Source organism: Klebsiella oxytoca, from assembly GCF_009707385.1.
In the GTDB taxonomy this organism is placed as follows: domain Bacteria; phylum Pseudomonadota; class Gammaproteobacteria; order Enterobacterales; family Enterobacteriaceae; genus Klebsiella; species Klebsiella oxytoca_C.
Genome location: NZ_CP046115.1, coordinates 5,279,458 through 5,299,494, shown reverse-complemented (window position 1 = coordinate 5,299,494; position 20,037 = coordinate 5,279,458). Strand labels below are relative to the sequence as shown.

Annotated in this window: 20 protein-coding genes; 4 read left to right on the top strand and 16 right to left on the bottom strand. The window is 48.5% G+C overall.

The features are described from left to right. Positions 1–2: 2 nt before the first annotated feature. The 4 genes from trmH to gmk form a co-directional block, all read right to left on the bottom strand. Positions 3–692 carry a tRNA (guanosine(18)-2'-O)-methyltransferase TrmH gene (gene trmH, locus GJ746_RS24745; protein WP_154682530.1) on the bottom strand — a complete coding sequence of 230 codons (690 nt, stop codon included), beginning with the start codon at positions 690–692 and terminating at the stop codon, positions 3–5. Positions 693–870: 178 nt separating this feature from the next. Next, positions 871–2,991, bottom strand: a complete 2,121-nt coding sequence (spoT, locus tag GJ746_RS24740) for a bifunctional GTP diphosphokinase/guanosine-3',5'-bis pyrophosphate 3'-pyrophosphohydrolase (protein WP_154682529.1) — start codon at positions 2,989–2,991, stop codon at positions 871–873. Between the two features lie 18 nt (positions 2,992–3,009). Continuing rightward, entirely contained in the window at positions 3,010–3,285 is a 276-nt protein-coding gene (rpoZ, locus tag GJ746_RS24735; RefSeq protein ID WP_004106927.1) for a DNA-directed RNA polymerase subunit omega, read from the bottom strand. Between the two features lie 54 nt (positions 3,286–3,339). Beyond that, on the bottom strand, positions 3,340–3,963 hold the full coding sequence (gene gmk, locus GJ746_RS24730) for a guanylate kinase (RefSeq protein ID WP_154682528.1): 624 nt from the start codon (positions 3,961–3,963) through the stop codon (positions 3,340–3,342). Between the two features lie 257 nt (positions 3,964–4,220). Between gmk and ligB the strand changes: the two genes are divergently transcribed. Continuing rightward, on the top strand, positions 4,221–5,906 hold the full coding sequence (gene ligB, locus GJ746_RS24725) for an NAD-dependent DNA ligase LigB (protein ID WP_154682527.1): 1,686 nt from the start codon (positions 4,221–4,223) through the stop codon (positions 5,904–5,906). On the opposite strand, the gene GJ746_RS24720 is transcribed toward ligB, so the two are convergent. Beyond that, positions 5,903–6,520, bottom strand: a complete 618-nt coding sequence (locus tag GJ746_RS24720) for a trimeric intracellular cation channel family protein (RefSeq protein WP_154682526.1) — start codon at positions 6,518–6,520, stop codon at positions 5,903–5,905. The two genes, ligB and GJ746_RS24720, sit on opposite strands and share 4 nt — an antisense overlap. Positions 6,521–6,721: 201 nt before the next feature. Here GJ746_RS24720 and GJ746_RS25525 point away from each other — a divergent pair, with 201 nt between their 5' ends. After that, a complete protein-coding gene (locus tag GJ746_RS25525) occupies positions 6,722–6,850 on the top strand; it encodes a hypothetical protein (protein WP_264766555.1) in 129 nt (42 codons plus the stop codon). A 111-nt stretch (positions 6,851–6,961) separates the two neighbouring features. Here GJ746_RS25525 and GJ746_RS24715 read toward each other — a convergent pair whose 3' ends face one another. From GJ746_RS24715 to GJ746_RS24700, 4 genes are all read right to left on the bottom strand, one after another. Further along, complete coding sequence (locus GJ746_RS24715) at positions 6,962–8,020, bottom strand: bifunctional transcriptional activator/DNA repair enzyme AdaA (protein WP_154682525.1); 1,059 nt, start codon at positions 8,018–8,020, stop codon at positions 6,962–6,964. Beyond that, the gene (locus GJ746_RS24710; RefSeq protein ID WP_154682524.1) at positions 8,004–8,768 is read right to left on the bottom strand and encodes an isocitrate lyase/PEP mutase family protein; all 765 of its coding nucleotides are present in this window, start codon (positions 8,766–8,768) and stop codon (positions 8,004–8,006) included. Before GJ746_RS24710 ends, GJ746_RS24715 begins: the two co-directional genes overlap by 17 nt. A gap of 314 nt (positions 8,769–9,082) precedes the next feature. Beyond that, complete coding sequence (locus tag GJ746_RS24705; protein WP_154682523.1) at positions 9,083–9,550, bottom strand: type II toxin-antitoxin system death-on-curing family toxin; 468 nt, start codon at positions 9,548–9,550, stop codon at positions 9,083–9,085. Positions 9,551–9,558: 8 nt separating this feature from the next. After that, complete coding sequence (locus GJ746_RS24700; protein WP_154682522.1) at positions 9,559–10,572, bottom strand: DNA-binding protein; 1,014 nt, start codon at positions 10,570–10,572, stop codon at positions 9,559–9,561. A gap of 125 nt (positions 10,573–10,697) precedes the next feature. On the opposite strand from GJ746_RS24700, the gene GJ746_RS24695 reads away from it, so the two are divergent. Both GJ746_RS24695 and GJ746_RS25275 read left to right on the top strand, forming a co-directional pair. After that, positions 10,698–10,973 carry a hypothetical protein gene (locus GJ746_RS24695; RefSeq protein ID WP_154682521.1) on the top strand — a complete coding sequence of 92 codons (276 nt, stop codon included), beginning with the start codon at positions 10,698–10,700 and terminating at the stop codon, positions 10,971–10,973. Between the two features lie 58 nt (positions 10,974–11,031). Next, the gene (locus GJ746_RS25275) at positions 11,032–11,652 is read left to right on the top strand and encodes a hypothetical protein (protein ID WP_195908778.1); all 621 of its coding nucleotides are present in this window, start codon (positions 11,032–11,034) and stop codon (positions 11,650–11,652) included. A gap of 680 nt (positions 11,653–12,332) precedes the next feature. Here the strand turns inward: GJ746_RS25275 and GJ746_RS25475 are convergent. The 7 genes from GJ746_RS25475 to GJ746_RS24655 all read right to left on the bottom strand — a co-directional run bounded on the left by GJ746_RS25475 (position 12,333) and on the right by GJ746_RS24655 (position 19,950). Further along, a complete protein-coding gene (locus GJ746_RS25475) occupies positions 12,333–12,917 on the bottom strand; it encodes a helix-turn-helix transcriptional regulator (RefSeq protein ID WP_227852726.1) in 585 nt (194 codons plus the stop codon). A 59-nt stretch (positions 12,918–12,976) separates the two neighbouring features. After that, positions 12,977–13,957 (bottom strand): hypothetical protein, encoded by a 981-nt coding sequence (locus GJ746_RS24680; protein ID WP_154682520.1) that lies wholly within the window; start codon positions 13,955–13,957, stop codon positions 12,977–12,979. 75 nt (positions 13,958–14,032) lie between these two features. Further along, positions 14,033–15,175 carry a hypothetical protein gene (locus GJ746_RS24675; RefSeq protein WP_154682519.1) on the bottom strand — a complete coding sequence of 381 codons (1,143 nt, stop codon included), beginning with the start codon at positions 15,173–15,175 and terminating at the stop codon, positions 14,033–14,035. A gap of 54 nt (positions 15,176–15,229) precedes the next feature. Next, on the bottom strand, positions 15,230–16,543 hold the full coding sequence (locus GJ746_RS24670; RefSeq protein ID WP_154682518.1) for a hypothetical protein: 1,314 nt from the start codon (positions 16,541–16,543) through the stop codon (positions 15,230–15,232). Next, positions 16,543–17,550 (bottom strand): hypothetical protein, encoded by a 1,008-nt coding sequence (locus GJ746_RS24665; protein WP_154682517.1) that lies wholly within the window; start codon positions 17,548–17,550, stop codon positions 16,543–16,545. The genes GJ746_RS24670 and GJ746_RS24665 overlap by 1 nt, the downstream gene beginning before the upstream one ends. Positions 17,551–17,674: 124 nt before the next feature. Beyond that, positions 17,675–18,898, bottom strand: a complete 1,224-nt coding sequence (locus GJ746_RS24660; RefSeq protein ID WP_154682516.1) for a tyrosine-type recombinase/integrase — start codon at positions 18,896–18,898, stop codon at positions 17,675–17,677. A 188-nt stretch (positions 18,899–19,086) separates the two neighbouring features. Next, the gene (locus tag GJ746_RS24655; RefSeq protein WP_154682515.1) at positions 19,087–19,950 is read right to left on the bottom strand and encodes a YicC/YloC family endoribonuclease; all 864 of its coding nucleotides are present in this window, start codon (positions 19,948–19,950) and stop codon (positions 19,087–19,089) included. Positions 19,951–20,037 lie beyond the last annotated feature (87 nt).

The following is a 20,037-nucleotide window of genomic DNA, read 5'->3' as shown; positions in this document are numbered from 1 at the left end:
GATTACTTCGCCGCCTGCATGGTGGCCCACCACTCGGCATCGGCTTCGACTTCACCCTGCTCGTTGACGTGGGGATAGGGGAGGCCTTTGCGTTTTGCGACTTTCGCCAGTACCGGATAGCCGCCTTCAAACAGCAGGCGCTGCTGGTCTTCTGCCGGCAGCATGCTGTTCTCGCGCTGGTACATGCCGGCATTCTGCCGCTGGCGCTGGGCTTCGTAGAGAATCAGCGCCGAGGCGACGGAAACGTTCAGCGACTGCACCATGCCAATCATCGGAATGATAATGTCCCGATCCGCCAGGTCTAACGCTTCCTGAGTAATGCCGGTTTTCTCCTGACCCATCAGAATACAGGTGGGGCGGGTATAGTCGATTTCACGAAAATCGACGGCGTTATCAGAGAGATGGGTTGCCAGAATTTGCATACCCTGGCCCTTTAAATGCGTAACGGCATCGGCAATAGTTCGGTGGGTTTTAACCTGCACCCAGCTATTGCTGCCAGCAGCCGCGGAGGCCATGGTGCGCATACGGTTACCGGGCCAGATGGCGTGCACTTCATGCACGCCAACGGCGTCTGCGGTACGAATGATCGCCGAGACGTTATGAGGCTTATGGACCTGCTCCATGCATACCGTCAGGTCAGGCTGGCGCCTGGCGAGCATTTCGCAGATTCGCGCATAACGCTGAGGATTCATAAAACACTTCTTCCTTCAAATTGCTTCGGCGTTGACTGTGCTTACTCACCCCCAGTCACCTGCTTCTGTGCGTGACTGGGGGATTTATGCGCTTGCCGCCTCACCCTTGGGGGCCAGCGCAAGCGCTATTCAAACGCTAAGCGTTTTGTGACGCAATCCGAATGATTTGTGTCTAAAACTAGTTTCGGTTACGAGTGACTTTAATTACATCCGGCATGACGCGAATCTTGCGCATAATATTCGCCAGATGCACGCGGTCACGCGCGGTGAGACGAATAAAGGCGCTGTAAACGCGGCCATCTTTCTCTTCCGTATTCAGGCTTTGAATATTGGAAGAGGCGGTGTTGATCGCGGCGGTAAGATTCGCCAGAGCACCCTGATGGTTGAACATATCCACCTTGATTTCGGTGATAAATTCCTGCGCCGTTTCTTTGTCCCACGCGACCGCCATAAATTTCTCCGGCTCTTTCTGATAGCCGCGAATGTTACGACAGGATTCGTGGTGAATAACCAGGCCTTTGCCGGGGCTGACGTGCGCAATAATCGGGTCGCCGGGAATCGGGCGGCAGCATTTGGCAAAGGTGATCAGCACGCCATCAGCGCCTTTAATCGGCAGATGGTTATGGCCGACAGGCGCTGCCTGTACCGGAACGGCAGTGGTTTCACCCTGCTGCAGGTTTTTAGCTACCACGACGCTCATGGCGTTGCCGAGGCCGATTTCGGCCAGCAAATCGTCAAGCGTTGCCAGCTTCATACGTTCAAGTTCGCGCTGAATGTTCTCTGGCGGAATCTCTGCCAGTTTACGACTGCCGCCAAGGGCGTGATTGAGAAGACGGCGTCCGAGGCTAACGGAATCGTCGCGCTTGAGGTTTTTCAGCAGCTGGCGAATTTTGGCGCGCGCTTTAGAGCTGACGACAAAGTTCAGCCACGCGGCGTTCGGACGTGCGCCAGGGGCGGTAATAATTTCCACGGTCTGGCCGCTGGAGAGCGACTGTGACAGCGGATATGGCTGGCGGTCGACGCGCGCGCCGACGCAGGCATGGCCGATATCGGTATGCACAGCGTAGGCAAAGTCCACCGGCGTGGCGCCAGCGGGGAGTTCAACAATGCGCCCTTCCGGGGTGAAAACGTAAATCTCATCCGGGAACAGATCGGATTTCACGCTCTCAATAAATTCAAATGAGCTACCGGCGCTCTGCTGGAGTTCCAGCAGGCTCTGCATCCAGCGCTGGGCGCGGATTTGCGCCGTAGTGCTGCTCTCGCCGCCGTGCTCTTTATAAGCCCAGTGCGCCGCGACCCCCATTTCCGCCATCTGGTCCATATCTTCGGTACGAATTTGTACCTCAACCGGAACGCCATGAGGGCCGATCATCGAAGTGTGCAAAGATTGATAGCCGTTCGCCTTCGGAATGGCAATGTAGTCTTTGACGCGGCCCGGTCGCGGCTTGTAGAGGCTGTGCATCTGGCCAAGCACGCGGTAGCAGGTATCGGAATCATGAACGATCACGCGGAAGGCGTAGATATCCATAATCGAGTGAAAACGCTGCTCTTTAAGCACCATCTTGCAGTAGATGGAGTACAAATGCTTTTCACGACCGCTAACTCGGCAAGGAATTCCCGCTTCCTGCAGGCGCCCTTCGATTTCGGAGAGGATCTTTTGAATCATCTCTTTACGGTTGCCGCGCGCCGCTTTAACTACCTCTTTAATAACGCGGTAGCGGTTTGGATACAGCGCCTCAAAGCCCAGCTCTTCGAGCTCGGTTTTGATGTGATGGATACCTAAACGGTGCGCCAGAGGGCTATAGATTTCCAGCGTTTCGCGGGCAATACGGCGGCGCTTGTCCGGACGCAAAGAGCCCAGCGTGCGCATGTTATGGGTGCGGTCAGCAAGCTTAATGAGGATGACGCGGATATCCTGCACCATCGCCATAATCATTTTGCGGAAGTTTTCGGCCTGAGCCTCTTTCTTGTCGCGAAACTTTAGCTTATCAAGCTTTGACACCCCTTCTACCAGTTCAGCAACGCTTTTACCAAAAAGCTGCTCCATATCCTGGTAGGTGGCAGGGGTATCTTCTATCACATCGTGCAGCAGAGCGGCCATGAGCGTTTCGTGGTCGAGCTTCATCTCGGCCAGGATACAGGCTACCGCCACCGGGTGCGTGATATAGGGTTCACCGCTTGAACGTGTCTGGCCCTCGTGAGCGTCACGTGCAACGAGATAAGCCTGCCGAAGACGTTTAATTTGCTCTTCGGGCAGGTAGTTTTGAATCAGCTGATTCAGGCTTTCAAACAGATACAAGGGCGACCCGCTGTGTGATTAACGACGACCTTCAGCAATAGCGGTAACGGCTTGTAATTCAGCGGCTTCCTGCTCTTGCTGTTCCTGGCGCTCACGAACGTCGAGGATCTTGTTGTTGATCAGACCTTCTTCGATTTCGCGCAGTGCGATAACGGTAGTTTTATCGTTTTCTTCCGGTACCAGCGGATCCTTTCCGCCTACCTGCATCTGACGAGCGCGACGCGCGGCGACCAGTACCAGGTCAAAACGGTTACCAATTTTCTCTACAGCGTCCTGAACAGTTACGCGTGCCATACTTAAAATGCTCCACAGGTGAAGAAATGACTGGGCATAATACTGAATGTGGGTTCAGTCTGCCAACAGTTTGGTGATTAAAGCGCCATGTCGCTGCTTTTGGCGGCTCATGCGCAGACGTTCGGCGCGAATAATAATTTTCAGATCGCTAAGAGCGGTATCAAAATCATCATTCACAATCAGGTAATCATATTCCGCGTAATGGCTCATTTCTGCAACTGCCTGCGCCATACGTTTCGCGATAACCTCTTCGCTGTCCTGACCGCGGCCGCGCAGGCGACGATCAAGTTCATCTTTTGACGGCGGCAGAATAAAAATGCTGCGCGCGCCGGGCATTCTGTTGCGGATTTGCTGTGCGCCCTGCCAGTCGATATCGAGGAAGACATCGACGCCGGTCGCCAGTACCTGCTCGATAGCTTCGCGCGAGGTGCCGTAATAGTTGCCAAAGACTTCTGCATGTTCAAGAAAAGCGTCTTCGCCAATCATCGTTCTGAATTCGTCGTGATTGACAAAGAAATAGTGTTCACCGTGCACTTCACCCGGGCGCGGAGCGCGTGTGGTATGCGAAACAGAAACCTGAGAGTCGTACAACAGTTGGGTTTTTAATAAAGCCTGAATCAGGCTGGATTTACCCGCGCCGCTAGGAGCGGAAACAATATAAAGCGTGCCTTGAGCCATGAGTGTCTTTTGTATGTGATGGTCGAAATAGAGCTTACATACGAGCCTATTATACACGCCGCCGCTGCGTGACGCAGTCCCTGTCACACTTTTTGCATTTTTTCTTTCATTTTGCTTGCCGTTTCCCTGATTTCTCCGGGCGTTGCTGTAACAACGCAGAAAATCTGGAACGCTGCGCGTAGCGTTAAAAATCCCCTCTCGCCGATGAAAATACGCCTGCGGCACAATGGCCCGCGAGAAAACAGGAGGGCATCGGGATGCAAAAAGGAATCTGGGCGCTGGTGCTGTGGATGCTGGTGGGTTATGGGCAGGCAGCCTGCCCTGGTTGGCCGCAGGCCAGGGCCGAACAGGAAATGGAGCGCCTCGGCCAGCAGATAACGGCATGGAAAAACGCTTACTGGCAGCAGGGGAGTAGTTCGGTAAGCGATGAAGTCTATGATCAGCTTGCGGAGCGGCTGGCGTACTGGCAGCGCTGCTTCACCGGCGAGTCTCCTGTTCACGATGACACTCCGCCGCTCAGGGGGGATGCCAGACATCCGGTGGCGCACACCGGTGTGCGTAAACTGGCAGATCGCGCCGCTGTGGCGCGCTGGATGCGTGGTCAATCCGACCTGTGGGTACAGCCTAAAGTCGACGGCGTTGCGGTCACTCTGGTTTATCGGCAAGGGCGCCTGGCGCAGGCAATAAGCCGGGGCAATGGCCTGGCAGGAGAAGACTGGACGGCCAGAGTCTTGCAGATCCCCTCTGTCCCCAAAGCCTCTGAAGGATTGCTGGCTAATAGCGTACTGCAGGGCGAGCTATTCCTGCTCCGTGAGGGGCATGTGCAAAAGCAGATGGGCGGCATGAACGCGCGGGCAAAGGCGGCCGGCATGATGATGCGCCAGCAGGTTGCGGCGGATATTAATCAACTGGGTATCTTTATCTGGGCATGGCCCGATGGTCCACAGGATATGGCACAGAGGCTGGCGCTGCTGCGGCAGGGCGGCTTTCTTTACAGTGCGCATTTTTCACATCCCGTCGCTGATGCGCAGCAGGTAGAGCAGTGGCGTCAGCGTTGGTACACCTCACCGCTGCCTTTTGCTACCGATGGGGTTGTGGTGCGACGGGGGAAGGAGTCTGCAGGACGCTTCTGGACTCCGGGGCAGGGAGATTGGGTCATTGCCTGGAAATACCCACCTGCCTCACGAGTTATGGAGGTTCGCGGTATCAGCTTTAGCATCGGGCGCAGCGGTAAAATAGCCGTGGTGGCGCAGCTGGAGCCACAGCTGCTGGACGATAAGCGCGTGCAGCGAGTGAACGTCGGCTCGGTATCCCGCTGGCACGGTCTGGATATTGGTATTGGCGATCAGCTGCAAATTAGCCTCGCCGGGCAGGGGATACCGCGCATCGATTCGGTCGTCTGGCGTACGGTGCAGCGTAATAAACCCCAGCCGCCGGCGGCACGGTACAACGCCTTAACCTGCTATTTCGCCAGGCCCGAGTGCGCGGAGCAGTTTATCTCACGGCTGGTCTGGCTCTCATCGCGAGCGGTTCTCGATATTGACGGTGCGGGAGAAGCGCTGTGGCGGACTCTGTACGATACCCCCGGTATGGAACATCTCTTTTCATGGCTTACGTATACCCCTGAGCAGCTGCAAACCATTCCGGGGATCTCTGCGCAGCGCGGGCAGCTGCTGTGGCATCAGTTTAACCTGGCGCGCGAACGGCCTTTTTTGCGTTGGGTACAGGCGATGGGGGTTCCCATACCCCGGAGCGCTTTTGTCAGGCTAAAGGAGGATGACTGGCGGCGGATGCAGAGTCGAAACGAAGAGCAGTGGCGAAGCCTGCCGGGCGTCGGGGCTGAAAAGGCGCGGCAACTGGTGGCGTTCCTGCATAACCCGGATGTTGCCGCTCTAGCGAAGTGGCTAAGCGGGCAACGCGTTCCGGGATTCGGAGAGAATTAATGTGCGCTATGGTTGTAGTTGAATACCGGCAGGCCCAGCTTCCAGCGTAGCGCCAGCATACGGGCGGTAAAGCCGAACAGCAGGGTGGAGATCACCACCACATCGTGACTGCTGACGTAATGCTGGAGCGCGATATATAAAATCGCGGCGGCGAACGACACGCCGGCATACAGCTCTTTCTGAAACACCAGTGGGATACGCTTGCAGAACATATCGCGCAGAACGCCGCCAAAGACGCCGGTGACCACTGCGGCAATAGAGGCGATTACCGGGCCATGGCCCATATCCAGCGCGATCTGGGCACCAATGATTGAGAACACAACGAGTCCGAGAGCATCAAGGACCAGAAACAGACGGCGCAGATGCGGCATGACCGGCGCGGCAATTGTGGTCAGGACCGCGGCGACGGCAACAATAATGACGTACTCAGGATGTTTCACCCAGCCAAGAGGATAGTGGCCAAGCAGAATATCGCGCACTGAACCGCCTCCAAGAGCCGTTGCGGTTGCAATGATAATGACGCCAAATGTATCCATACGGCGGCGTCCGGCGGCCAGCGCGCCGGTCATGGCTTCCGCTGTGATCCCAATCAGATAAAGAATATGAAGCAACATAAATCCCCCACAATGATGGCGGAAGATTAACGATTCGTGGCCCCGATCACGATTGAGATTTTCTAAGGTGAACCAGTTTGAACAGATTAAAGTAATGCGACTGATGGTTATGTTGGCTTTATTTCGTGGTTACTTCGTTATTTTTTTATTTTTATAGATTAAAAAAAGTAATGCTTATGATGCTGATGGTGCGCATCTCTGATGAAAACGCTATGTATACCTCGTAACGGCGATAGCGTCGTATTGAAGTTCAACCAAAGTGAACGCAGCGAGCTGGCCCTACACGGCTACGCGCCACTGGTCATTTTTAACCTGCCGGATATCGGATAAAACGGCTTTTTCTGCGACGCGGCGAATAATGAAAAGGGCTGGAGAGTGGCCCCCAATACTTGAAGCGTTTAGCCCCTGAAATGGGGGCTGCGTGAGGGCGGATCGCGTCAATCAGTCGCCGCTTCCCCTGAGCGTTGCTTCATGGTTGATTAGCCAGGTTTTACGCGCAATACCGCCACCGTAGCCGGTCATCGAACCATCTTTGCCGATAATGCGGTGGCAAGGGATGATAATTGCGACTCGATTAGCCCCATTAGCAGAGGCGACCGCGCGCGTGGCCGTCGGTTTACCTATATCCATCGCGATGGATTGATAATGCGTCGTCTCGCCGAAGGGAACGCTTTGTAAGCTTTGCCAGACCGCGCGCTGGAACTCGCTGCCTGGAGTATCAAGCGCCACACCGAACGTTTGACGCTGCCCGGCAAAATACTCGCTGATTTCCTTTTCCGCTTGCCGGGTATGGCCGTTTTCCCCTGCGATAATGCTGGCCGCAAACCGTTTTTGCAGATCGCTGAATTCTGTCTCCAGCGCTCTTCTGTCAACAAACTCGAGCAGGCAAATGCCCCTCTGCGTTGCGCAAACAAACATCGGTCCTAATGGGGTAGTAAATCGATGAATTAAAATAACCTGACGGTGCGCGCTCGGCGAGAAACCGGTCAATTTTTTGCAGGTATAGCCAAAGCCGCTTAATGATTCATATCCGCTATCAAACGCGACATCTGTCGTTGAACGACCCGCTTTTAGCTCCTGCAGCGCCATATTTACGCGCTGCATTCGTTGAAAGGCCTGGAAGGTGATCCCGTGGTTTTGCAGGAACCAGCGACGAACGCGTTCCGGGCTGATATCGTGATGACGCAGTTCGCTATCGCTGAGGCGTATCTTCGGGTTTTCTCGCAGCAGGCAAAGCGCTTGCTCAACGAAGGCGGGGGCCGTACGGGCATTCTCCGTTGGGCGACAGACTTTGCATGGCCGGTATCCGGCAGCCAGCGCGGACCTAAAGTCATTATAGAATTCGACGTTTTTCCGTTTGGGCTTACGCGCGCGGCAGACGGAGATGCAAAACACGCCTGTGGTTTTGACGCCAACGAAAAATACGCCGGTAAATTCGACCGAGCGTGCGAGCAGCGCCTGGTACCAGATATCGCACTGCATGCTATCGGTGATTTTCATGGCAAAAAACGTCCGAAAAAGATTGCTGCGCCTGAACCTTACATAATAAGTCGTTCAGCCGGGCCTGTGCCGCGTTATAAATAAAATTGCCCATAGAGATACGTTTTACGCCCAGGGAAGATAAAGTACTGAAGTCTGCGAGCTCGGGCATGCACATGACGTTTAATGGCAGAGGTACGTGGCGGACTATCGCGCTAATATCATCCGCACGGGTGACGCAGGGAACGAAAAAACCGTGCGCGCCGTGGTCTGTGTACAGCTGACCACGATATAGCGTTTCTTCAAGCGAGTTCTGTTGGTTGAGGAGAAACGTATCGGTGCGCACATTAAAAAACATGTTGGGGCAAGCACGGGTTAATTCCTGAAGTTTGACGGCAAAATCGGCTGCATCATCAAGACTACGCGTATTGTTCAGCACATGACTATCTTCAAGGTTTATCCCCGTCACTCCGAGCTGCGTCAGATGCCGGACATTGTCAATCATGCGACTTGTAGTGTCGCCGTATCCCGCTTCTAAATCGACGCTTAATGGTAGTCCGGTAACGGCTTTGATGCGGGAGACTATGTATAACAGTTCGTCGAAACTCATCTCTTCGCCATCTTCATACCCTAACATTGTGGCGATAGCGGCGCTGGAAGTCCCAAGCGCCCGGTATCCCGTCTGCTGAGCGGCACGGGCGCTGCTGGCATCCCAGACGTTGGCAATCAATAAGGGCTGGTTTTGGTGATAAAGCGCACTGAAGTCCATTCTGTTCTCCCGGTGTGATATTACGCCTGAATGTGCCGCGTTATGCACATTTGCCACAACCGAAAACTGGACGAGCATTTTTATGTCTCGCTTCCTCTAACGAGTCTGCGGAAAACGTAAAAATAAAAAGGCCATGATTTACCATGACCTTTTTGTCTGAGAGAAATTTTGTGGGTGGGAAATTGTTACTCGATATTCTGGATCTGTTTGTTTAGTATTTGAGTAGAGGCCTTGTTTAAATGGAGTTGTGATATGCTGGATATGAATTTGTGTACACCCTTGGGTACACAAATTTTAAGTGTTTAGACTTTAGTTCATGGCTGCTCTGCCTTGCGGGCTTCATAAGCTGAAACTGCAAGAGCAATTTCCAGTTTTGTGCTTTCCAGAAGCTCTTCACATAGAACCAAGTCATGAATGATTGCGCCGAGCAACTCTTTCTCAATTGCTCCATCTGCAACCCAAACAGCAATGTTTTCCATTTCTTGCGCAAAAAAATTAACACAATGCCCTAGTCCATTGATTTCTAAGAAATATGTGGAGAGGGCAATACTTGAACGTTTGTTGCCATCGTTGAAAGCATGAAATTTATTGATGGCAAAAAACAAGTGTGCAAGCTTGTCCACAAAACCAGGGTAGTACCAATCATTTTGGATGTGGTCTAATGCACTTTCTAAAATACCGATATCCCTGATTCCTTCGAAACCACCTGACTTTACTATTATCCAATCATGAACAGTAATCGCGTGCTCAATATCAAAATAGTTGAAGCGTAGCTCTTCCATGGTTTTCCTTAGCGATCTTTAAGTCGCTTGAAAACTTCTAAGGTTTCAGGGTCATTTAACCGTTCTTCAAGCGATTTGCTTTTTTCACCTAAGAATCTCTCGAAATCAGCTTCAGGAACGGCTCTAACATAAGCTTCTAATTTTTCGTGCAGCGCGTCACGAAAACACAAATCTCTACTTGCCATTTTCGAGCGCGCATCAAGCATCATAGGCTTAAAGAGGGGATGTGATTCGAACTGCCTGAATAATGCTTCAGCTTCTGGCTGAGTCAATTTCCTTCCTAGTCGATTAAACTCGTTTTTTAGTTCGTGCGCGATACCAGACTCAAATCCTGCAATCAGAGTAAGAACTTCCGAGTACATAGTATCTCTAATTTTATCTTTTTGGGCTAAATTCAGTACCTTACGGTACTCTGCAGCATCTTCATGAAAAATGCTCTGATAAACAAGGTTCGTGAATTTTGCATATTTCCAATTATTGCCTTCAACACACTCTTCCAAAGCATCTGTGAACTGCTTGCGATAGCTTTCTTCTTGAAATGAAGCGAGAAGATAGTTCTCATCTCTTTGGTTTATGTACTTAGTATGGCCGCCTGCACGCTCAGCAAGAGTATCAATCACTATATCTAATAATCTTGTTCGAATGATTTTTGCTTGTTCACTCTCAGCAAGTAGCATCGCGAAGTTCAAAACTGCTCTAAAATTGAACACCCCGATGGTTGGTGCCTTGTTACCCTCATTGATGAGGGAGACATGGTCTAAGCTCTTGAATTCTCTTAGCTCTTTCCCTTTTATTAAACGGTAGCCGTTGTTCTTCAACTCATCACTATGATTTGCAATGTATCGTTCCACAGTCGCATCGCTAATACTGAAAATCTCCATGAGCTGATTTTTAGTAAAAAGCCTTTCACCGTTGAACTCAATGCCTCCCAAAGCCATGTGTTTTTCTGCATGGCTCAAGGCATAAGAATTGTTAAGGATGTTCTGTCTGTCATGAGCAGAGGTTGTTAAGTCTTTAGCCATGTTGACACCTACAAAGAAGCAAGAATGACCATAAGATAGCATTTTTGTTGATGAAATTGATAAGCTGAAAGATGATATATTGCTTATTTGCCTAAGTATCGCAATCTACAAAATTAAAGGATTCTATGACCATGATCAAAGCACAGAGAATGATGGTGTTGCCAGAAGGTGAGCCTTACAAGCAGATCACTAAAACTTATGAAACCAACTTACTGCCCACACCTGGAATGTTCATTCAGGATTCAATGTGGCATGAGTCACTTGAGATCTCTAAGGTTGTCTGTCAGTTCGATGAAGATTGTTATTACATTTTACTTCCGGAATTGAAAATTAATTCACCTGAATCGGTGGAGTTGGAAAAAGAGGTTCTTGCGATGCATGGGTGGTCAGTATTCCCGTAGTTTTCCTGTGAGCCCCTTATTGGGGCTTTAGACTTTAAAAAAGATAAAAGTAGGGTATATGGCTAACGATATTTTAGAAACAGCATGTAATACGTTGTGGCTTGATCCTAAACTAGTAATTCCTGCAATTACGGCAGTGCTAGCATCAGTAATCGTTCCAATTTTAATACATCATACAAAGGCAAGGAGGGAACTTAGATATAAAACTTTAGACATCAGAACAAAAGTTTATACTGATTACTTCAAAAAGTATGAAGAAGCTGCTGCTGGAGTGGGCGTAGATTACGAGAAGTTTATCAAGGTTACATTAAGAAACGCGTTTAGAGAGTTACTCGAGTCCAATAGCTCACCAGAAGCAATGGTCAAATTCAGCGATGAAATAGGTCGATTTCCTTCACAAATCCAAGATTCTCACCGAAAGGCGACTGAAGAAATCACCTCACTGAAAATTTTAGGTTCTGATGAACTTTTCATGCTAACTGCTGAGTTTGAGCAATTGAATCAGGAAATTATGAAAATGACTTCTGAATGGTTAGGTGAACTCAATCAAGTGCTTATTGCCCCTGATCTGGATGCCCCAATAGCTAAGAAAATGAAAGCTAAAGCTGAACAAATTAAAGAACTCAAGGACAAGATAATTAACCAAATGCGCTCTGAGTTAGATCTGGGAAAAAAGTAACTCGTACATAATTAAGCAAACTGACTGAAGCAACTGTAACTTAAGCACCCCTGCTCAGTTCCTTTCACTCTTCCAGACGTTGTGAGGGAAACAGGAGCATAAAACCAGCCATGACTCTTGGGGGGCTGGCGCAAGTGAGGATGGTCACTTTACACTTTTGCTTTTCATCCCGCGCGAACCTCAACATTTCTATACATCATCACTTGACAGATTTGTCCTTAGCCCGGTATTCGTACCGTTCTCAGCGTGGTTTATACTTGCCGTTCTGCCCCATCAAACCTTAGTATTTCTTAGGAACTACGCATTTTTTGCGCAAAAACCCTGGCATTTCTAAGCATCGCAGGTTGACACATTTTATCCAAAGTTACGGGGTTTTCTGACTAAAACCGAAGCTCTTCATAACGAAAAACCCAGTAATCACAAGGCCTGTAGGCTGATTTACACTTTTCTTTATTTTGTCCTAAAACCTTAGCATTTCTTAGCATACCAACTTGACACTTTTCTCCTGAAAGCCGTCCTTGAACTTAATAATTCTGTATATTTCGGCTCGTATTTTGCCAGGAGGCCGCGATAGCAAGAGTCACAGGGCGGGTTAACACTTTGGGTGGACGTTTTGATGGAGGCGGCTCTGAGTTGAAACTTTTGCCCTTGGGCAATGGCTTACAGCGTACATTTCAACACTAACTTTCATCCTCCCCCATGTGCTCGTGGAAGCGCTTTAAACGAGCCTCATCTGTTTCAGTCGGCGTACACAATGCCTTAAGCCCCTTTATTGACCAACGGTCCCACTCAGGGTCAATATGGTCTCCTTTCCCGCGTAATTTCATCCTCAGGCAATCTGCGAGGATAAAATCTTGGATGAAGTCTATAGCATTGCCCAACTGGTGGAATCCATGAAAATAGTGCTCACAATCGTCAGGTTCGTGATAAAGCCTGACAACCTCTTCCCCGTCTTCATCACACAGGTATTCAATATCGTATGAAATTAACTGGGTGGCGGCTTCCAGCAGCTGTTTCGCTTCTTCCTGGCTTTGCGCCGCAGGGAACTTATCATGATTGGTATGAATCCATTCAATCACCTGCGAGGCAGACAGGAGCAGGTAGTTATTACCCTCAGAATCCTGGTTGCCATGCTGCATTTGTTCCGTAGCCTCAACGTCAATCTTGTTACCGGACATCACTACTTCACCCTTAGCTACCCAGTCATAAACTGTCTGGCGGCTCACACCACAGTGACGGGCATAAGCTGCTTTAGTTAACAACATATACACTCCATAAAAATTAAGCCTACCCCACTACATTATAAGTTTCAAAAAGATGAGTATTACTGCTCTTTATTAATAAACTCATCTGGAAGTGATAAATGTAGTCTGTAGCGCACGGGGTTCTCTTTTACTGGGTTTTCATTAAAAACTATTTCATATTTTGGGAAGGCTGGAAAGACCAACGACACACACGACAAAAACACATCTTCGAAGAATGTAATTAAAAACGAAAGTATTTCATTTGCTTCTTCATGAACATACTTAAGTCCCTGTCCTTGTAACCCCCATTTAGGAGCGTTTAATTCGTTTCCATTTTCAAAACTAAAATTATTGACTATCAACGGAGTATCAGTTGTGGCGGCATGTTCCTGAGCATTCCTAAAACTATAAATATGCTCGCACATCGGCAAGTATTCTTTTAGAACATTGATTAGCATTGTCGCTTCCTGATGATTTGCCTTTACTTCCTGTAACAATTTATCAATTCGCCCATGTTTGCTCTTTAATGGTAAGAAATAATTCACCATTACAGAAACTTCCTGAATGCATCGCTTGGCTGAAATTAAAAAATCCGTTGCATATCCATCTAGACCTTTTAGCTGAGGGAAGTATGCATGAGCCTTACCATTCATGACATTTTCATTTTCAATAAACTTTTTGATTTCAGCATTCGAATTATCTATCAAAGACTGCAGGGAGAGCAAGTAATTCAAAAGAACATTTTTGATATCTCTCGCCTTACTATTAATTTGAATGCGATTACTATCCTCATTAGAGTAAAGTTGCCTTAAAAACTCATTAGTCATAATTACAGTATTAGCAACTAAGGGGTTAGATGCTCCAAAGTCAGAAGTTTTAGTATAAACCCAAGGTACGTTTTGATGTTCTCTCTTAGGATCAATGCTATCTGGAGTCATGAGTTTATATGTAGATTGTTCTGTGTAAACCTCCATAAACTCGCCAAAATCTATCATAGTGATGATTTCACCTTTCTCTCCTTCAGGTAAACCAAACGAACCAGCTTCATCACGTGAATGCATATCTCTCCCGTTAGACACAATATGTTTATATCAACATCAGTAAAGCCCCAATTCATGAGGCTTATGCATGATTAGTTACAGAGAGCTCTTTTTCGCTCCCTCAATCTCCGCCTGACAGACATCATCATTTGTAAATGTATACTGTAGGTAAACATATCCCTGTGCAGAACTGTTCGCTCTGGCTTCGATAGAAATAGCGCCAATATTATTTTTTAGCGGCGTTTCTTTTGTGCCTTTCCAGGTGGCGGATAGGAAGCGCTCTTTTTTATTTAGCCCCATCATCCAGTCCTGAGGCTCTTTCCAGATTGAACCAGCCAGTAAAAGGTCTGTGGTTTCTGCCTTTCCATAAAGTGAGCTTAACGAGCTACTTAAATCTTCAAACCGGGATTTTAAGGCAAGCCCATAGCTATCGGTATCAATGTTTTTACCGACAGCCCTAATTTGACATAAGCCAGCTTTAGGCGAGATCAACAAACCATACATTTCAAAATCCGCGTTTTGCTTTGGTAGTTTATCGGAAGTATAGAGATTCACGCTGTCCGGTAGTGGTTTTAGCTTTGCCCCGATCATATCTTCGATATTTTTCTGGGTCAGACCAGCCTCAAGACCGAACGGGCCTTCAGCGGGTGGCAAAAGAGGGGGTTGTTCTTGTGTAGTTTTAGCCGTTGCTTCCTTCTTGTCACTGGCGGTTGCTGCACTGTCCTGAATTGGTGCCAGCTTAACTTCAGCGAGACCATACTTAGCGGTTAGATATTTTTGCTGCAGCATAGCCATGCTTTGTTCTTCAGTGGCAACGGCTGATAGTTTGAGTACCTGTATCAAACCGCCAGTGTACTGGCTGGCATCTGCTTTAGCTTCGTTGATTTTTGCAGTCAGATTATCGATCTCTGTTTTAATGGAGGCCGCAAGTTCAGGGTCTGGCTTGGTACCAGAGACTACTAAATCAATTTTGGCACCGGACTCAATAGCATTTATACGCTGTTCCAAAAGAGCCTTATTCGTTCCCAAAACTTCAAGTCTTGCGGTGGTTAAATTCTTGATCAGCCCACCAGAAAATTGTTGATCAACTTCTTTCGCTGCTGAGATTTCGACCTCAGTCTGTGATAGCTCAGTCTTAAGAGCCGCAACTTCCTGTTTTTGTTCCGGGGTTAACTCTTGTGGCCCACACCCGGTTAACATCGTTATGCCCACTAATGTTGCAATCAAAGTTTTCTTCATATCCCTATCCCAGTTGAAAGTATTCGGATTAATCCTATCAGGAAGTTAGGTGTATTAGAATTTGTCAGTCTTGGTCATATTCAATGCCTGATGAATGTCCTCCGACTGTTCCTGCTTGATACGCCTCACCAGGCCGTCGGCATCCACGCCACCAGCAGTTATGTTGTAGTGGTTTGTCTGATTAATGGTTCCTCCGGTATGGCTGCTGGTGGATGAAACCACAGGAGCGCCATAGCCACTAAGGTACTGCATGGGGTCGTAATTCATCCCGCTGCTTATGACGCGTGATATATCACCTTTGGAAAGATAATTGCCCCCGTTCTCATGATCGATAATCCCCTTCATGAGATTAACCATCGTCTGGGTATCGCCTGCAGATATCACCGCATTGGGATCTAAGCCTGTTTTTTTCGACAGCGCCTGAATGTATGCGCCGACGTTGTTGCCATCAGATGACGGGGCGTAGGTCTTCACAATGGAGGATATGGTATTTTTCCCGCGTTGAAGATAGAGCCCCAGCTGGCGATGAAGTGCCGCTACGCCCTCGTCCATAGAATCAAAAGTGGCAAACCTTCCCCCGGGGCCACCTTCCAGCGAAGCGCCACGCTGACCCGCAAAATTAAGATTGCCGGGATTATTGTTACGGATCCCCCGCGGGAGCGAAGTACCACCGTTTGCCTGTCCTGTGACACCAGGTAAGCCGTCACGATTATCAACCCATTTCCCTCCGTTCCAGTGGGCATCCCCTTTCCCCATGAGAGCATCACCGAAGTCTCCCCAGGTCTGGGCAGTACGCAAACGCTGGAAGTAATCAAAGTTCCCAAAGGCAGTATTCAGTGCACTATCCAGCAAGGGTTCAGTCATGTAAGCCGTACCTGCAGCAAGAGCCAGCTGCGGAACCATTCCTAATGCACTTCCTCCTGCGGCCGCCGCAGCGGAACCGCCACCGGAAAACTTAATTGCCGCCCCTCGGGTGAATAAGCCTTTCAGCAATGCAGCTGCCCCGAGCGTGCCACCAGCCATTGTGCCATAAGCCAGCGCCTTAGATGCCCCTGGGTGCTCTCTGATGAAATCTGAAATTATACCCAGTACATCATTAATCACTGGGTAAAGGTCAGAACCTATACTTTCAGCCAGCTGGCTGAACTGGGTCTGAAGCATACCCAGCATTTCTGCCAGACGGTAGCGGCGGATGTAGCCGGTTGTTGGAATTGCGGATTGTGCGGAAGGTTGATTTCTCATATATCCCGTTACCTCTTTCTGATGGCTGATGGTTCGTAACGGGATAATTAAATCAGAGAAATTTAAATCAGTCGGGATTTTAAAGGTTAAAATCCGGATATCAGGATAGGATCCCAATCCTAACACTAACGGGCTCCTTCTTCTTTTAACCATCGCGCAAGTGTCTTAGGATCAGCATCAAGGGGGGCATCACTTAGTAGTTTACTAACAGCTCTGTGTAATTGTGTCTCACTATATGCCCGTTGCTTTTCTTGGGTTATGCCAAGCAAAGCCAAAAGGGTCTTTAATGGCGTATCAGGGTTCACACCGTTCAGAATCATTAGCTGTTGTATTAAAGCTTCTTTTTTAGGAGCCTTTCTTTTGTTTTTGATTGATTCTTCAATTTTGTTTAAGTCTTTAATTGGACGAGTTTTATCTCCAGTTACAATACTATCCATAACTCTACCTTTATTAGTGTAAATATATTCTATCTGTTTCCTAGATATGTATAAATCATTCTTTGTCAATGTGATTATATCTGGCAAGTTTTCTTCAATGAATAAATCCTCATTTTCCCCTCCAAAAAAATCAAGCTCTTTGATATCAGATGCCGAAAGATGAAAATCAGGTTCTTCTTCCCTATCTGAAGCATGAATGGCTAAGTCAAGGAATTCAAAAGTTACGGAATGGTGGTTTGCTAACTTCTCATAAATATTATCATTCATATTTCTCACAAAGAAACACCATAAACCCTCGGCATGACCATAAATTAAACCCTCATCATTTCGCTGTATATCATATGCAAGGGTTGCATTGTCTAAAGTGTATATTAGATCAGATGTATTGGGGTCCGCCATAATCACACTCGGTGTAAAATTTGATGATTTTGAGAAGCTAATGCTAGGTTGCAAGAGGCCTTTTCTGTTTAACTGTTTATTAAGCCAAGTAAGATATGAGTCATTAGTATTATATGTTTCAATGACCGCCGGCATCCAGTCTATTTTTAAGCACAATTGAATTGCGTTGATCTCTGCCCAATGTAGTAAATCATTAATATGACATCCAAGTAATTCTGCAGAACGTTCAAGTTTGCAATATTCTATTGCTGGGATGTTTTTATCAGCCCATATATTTTTTTTCATTGTTTCATTCATTACGTTACCTTTAACTCATTCTTGAAGGAGTGTCAGAACTAAGCGGTATGCCTCTCTATGCCTTCCCCTAAGTCCAAAACTATTTTCATGTAGTCAGTCTTTTAATTAATGTCTGTTGCATTCTTCAATAGGTGTCTAACTCCAATAGTAAATTTGCCCAAAGAGACAATGCTGCTTTACGCTCTTGAAAATACTGGTGACGGTTATAAATACCTTCTACGCCTCTTATGCGGTGGTTTAGGCATCTTTCAGCCACGAGTGGATCGATACCTAGTGCGGCTAAATGAGTTCGCGCTGTACGTCGAAAATCATGAATTGTAAAGTTGGGAATGTCTGACATTTCAGCACGTACCTTTGCCAGCGCAACGGGGAGGGTGCTTTCTTGGATGTGGGGGATCATTCTGTGTTGCATTTTTCGCGCAGGTAAGACCCAAACACTGTTACATGAGAAGGTATGAAGTTCGCGTAACCATTCAACTGCTGGCTGGGGTAGTGGTATATCTATAGCATCGCCGTTTTTGCTACGCTCTTCAGGCAAGTGCCAGATAGCGCTATCTAAATCAAACTCCTCCCAGCGGGCGGCGCAAAGCTCCATTTTGCGGACACAGAGAGTAAGTAACAGCTTAAAGGTAAGTTCGTTCTGACGGCTAAAACCTTTTGCCACACGCATAGCTTGGAAGAACCGTATAAGTTCAGCGCGGCTTAACCAGCGATCACGGGCAATTTCCTTTCCACCAGCATCGGAAACTTCAAATGCAGAACAGGGATTTACCTCGAGGTGCATACGTTTAATGCCATAGTCGAAAATACGGCGTGTCCAACGAAGTACATCTGTTGCGATGGTGGGGGCTCCGCGATCAACAATACCTTTCAGCATATTGTCGATATGACGAGGCTTGACCTCTTCCACTTTCATATGACCGATGCATGGGTTTATATCCTTGTCGATGCGTCTACGAAGAATATCAGGGTGTTTCCAACGTGGAAGGATTTGTCGTTGGAAGTATTCGGCTGCAAGATCAGAAACGCGTAGGGCATTTTTCTCCGCCTCAATCTTCGCCAGCGCTTCAGCTTTACGTTTCTGCTTCTCTGCTGCTACGTCATAACCCAACGCGATACGAGCAGATAACTCTTTTGCTACCTCTCTGGCTTTGGAAAGGGACAGGTCGGCATAAGAGCCAATGAGCATGGCACGAGATCTCCCAGCAAGCTTGTAGCGGAACCGCCATGTTGGAGTTTTATCTACTTCTCTGAACCTCAAATAAAGGCCATTACCGTCCGAACGGCCTTCAAATCGCTCTCCCGACTTTATCCATGCGCGGATCTGCATGTCTGTAAGCTTTGGCATTGGTCATATATCCGAACTTGAAATTGAGGTGTACCCAAAGTGGAATTTTTTATCTGCAAAAGGTACACCCTTGGGTACACCTTTAACTTGCGCTTCCGTGATTCTTTATGATAGCTCATGATAACAAAAAAGCCCGCTAGAGTGCGGGCTTGGCAGGTTTTTGATTTTTGATAGAGGTCAATAAAACCTTACTCTATGTTCTGGATCTGCTCGCGCATTTGTTCGATCAGCACTTTCAGCTCAATAGCGGAGTTCGTCACTTCGGCATTGATTGATTTAGACGCCAGCGTGTTGGACTCACGGTTGAATTCCTGCATCATAAAGTCGAGGCGACGGCCGACCGCTTCTTTCTTTTTCAGGATGTTCCACGTCTCTTTCACGTGCGCTTCCAGACGATCCAGCTCTTCTGCAACGTCGATACGCTGCGCCATCAGCACCAGCTCCTGCTCGAGGCGGTTGTTTTCCAGCTGCACTTCCGCGTCTTCCAGCTTAGAGACCAGACGCTCGCGCTGCCACTGCAAAATTTCCGGCATATGGGCGCGCACTTTAGCTACTTCAGCGGTGACCCCGTCCAGACGCTGCTCGATAAGCGCTTTTAACGCCTGGCCTTCGGTTTCGCGAGCGACGATAAAGTCATCCAGCGCGCCGTTCAGCGCATTAAGAATTTCGGCGGCGATAGCATCCAGATCCTGCTCATGAGCCGACATCACGCCGGGCCAGCGCAGGATGTCGACCGGATTGATTTCACCCTCATCGCTCTGCATTTTGACCCAGTTGGCGGCGTTAACCAGCTGCTTCGCCAGTTTTTCGTTGAGAATCAGCTCGCCCTGAGCGCTCGGATCCTGCTCAAAACGCAGGGTGCACTCGACTTTACCGCGGGTCAGACGAGAGCGAATACGTTCGCGTACCACAGGCTCCAGGCTACGGAACTGCTCCGGCAGGCGGAAGTAGGTTTCCAGATATCGTTGGTTTACCGAGCGCAGTTCCCACGCGGCGCTACCCCATTCACCCTTGATTTCACGCCGGGCGTAGGCGGTCATACTGCGGATCATAGACGTTCCTGTTTTTAAAGGAGAGTGGGATGGATTATAGCTTTCGAGGCCTTATCAGGATAGGAATAAGCGCGCATTATCCGTATA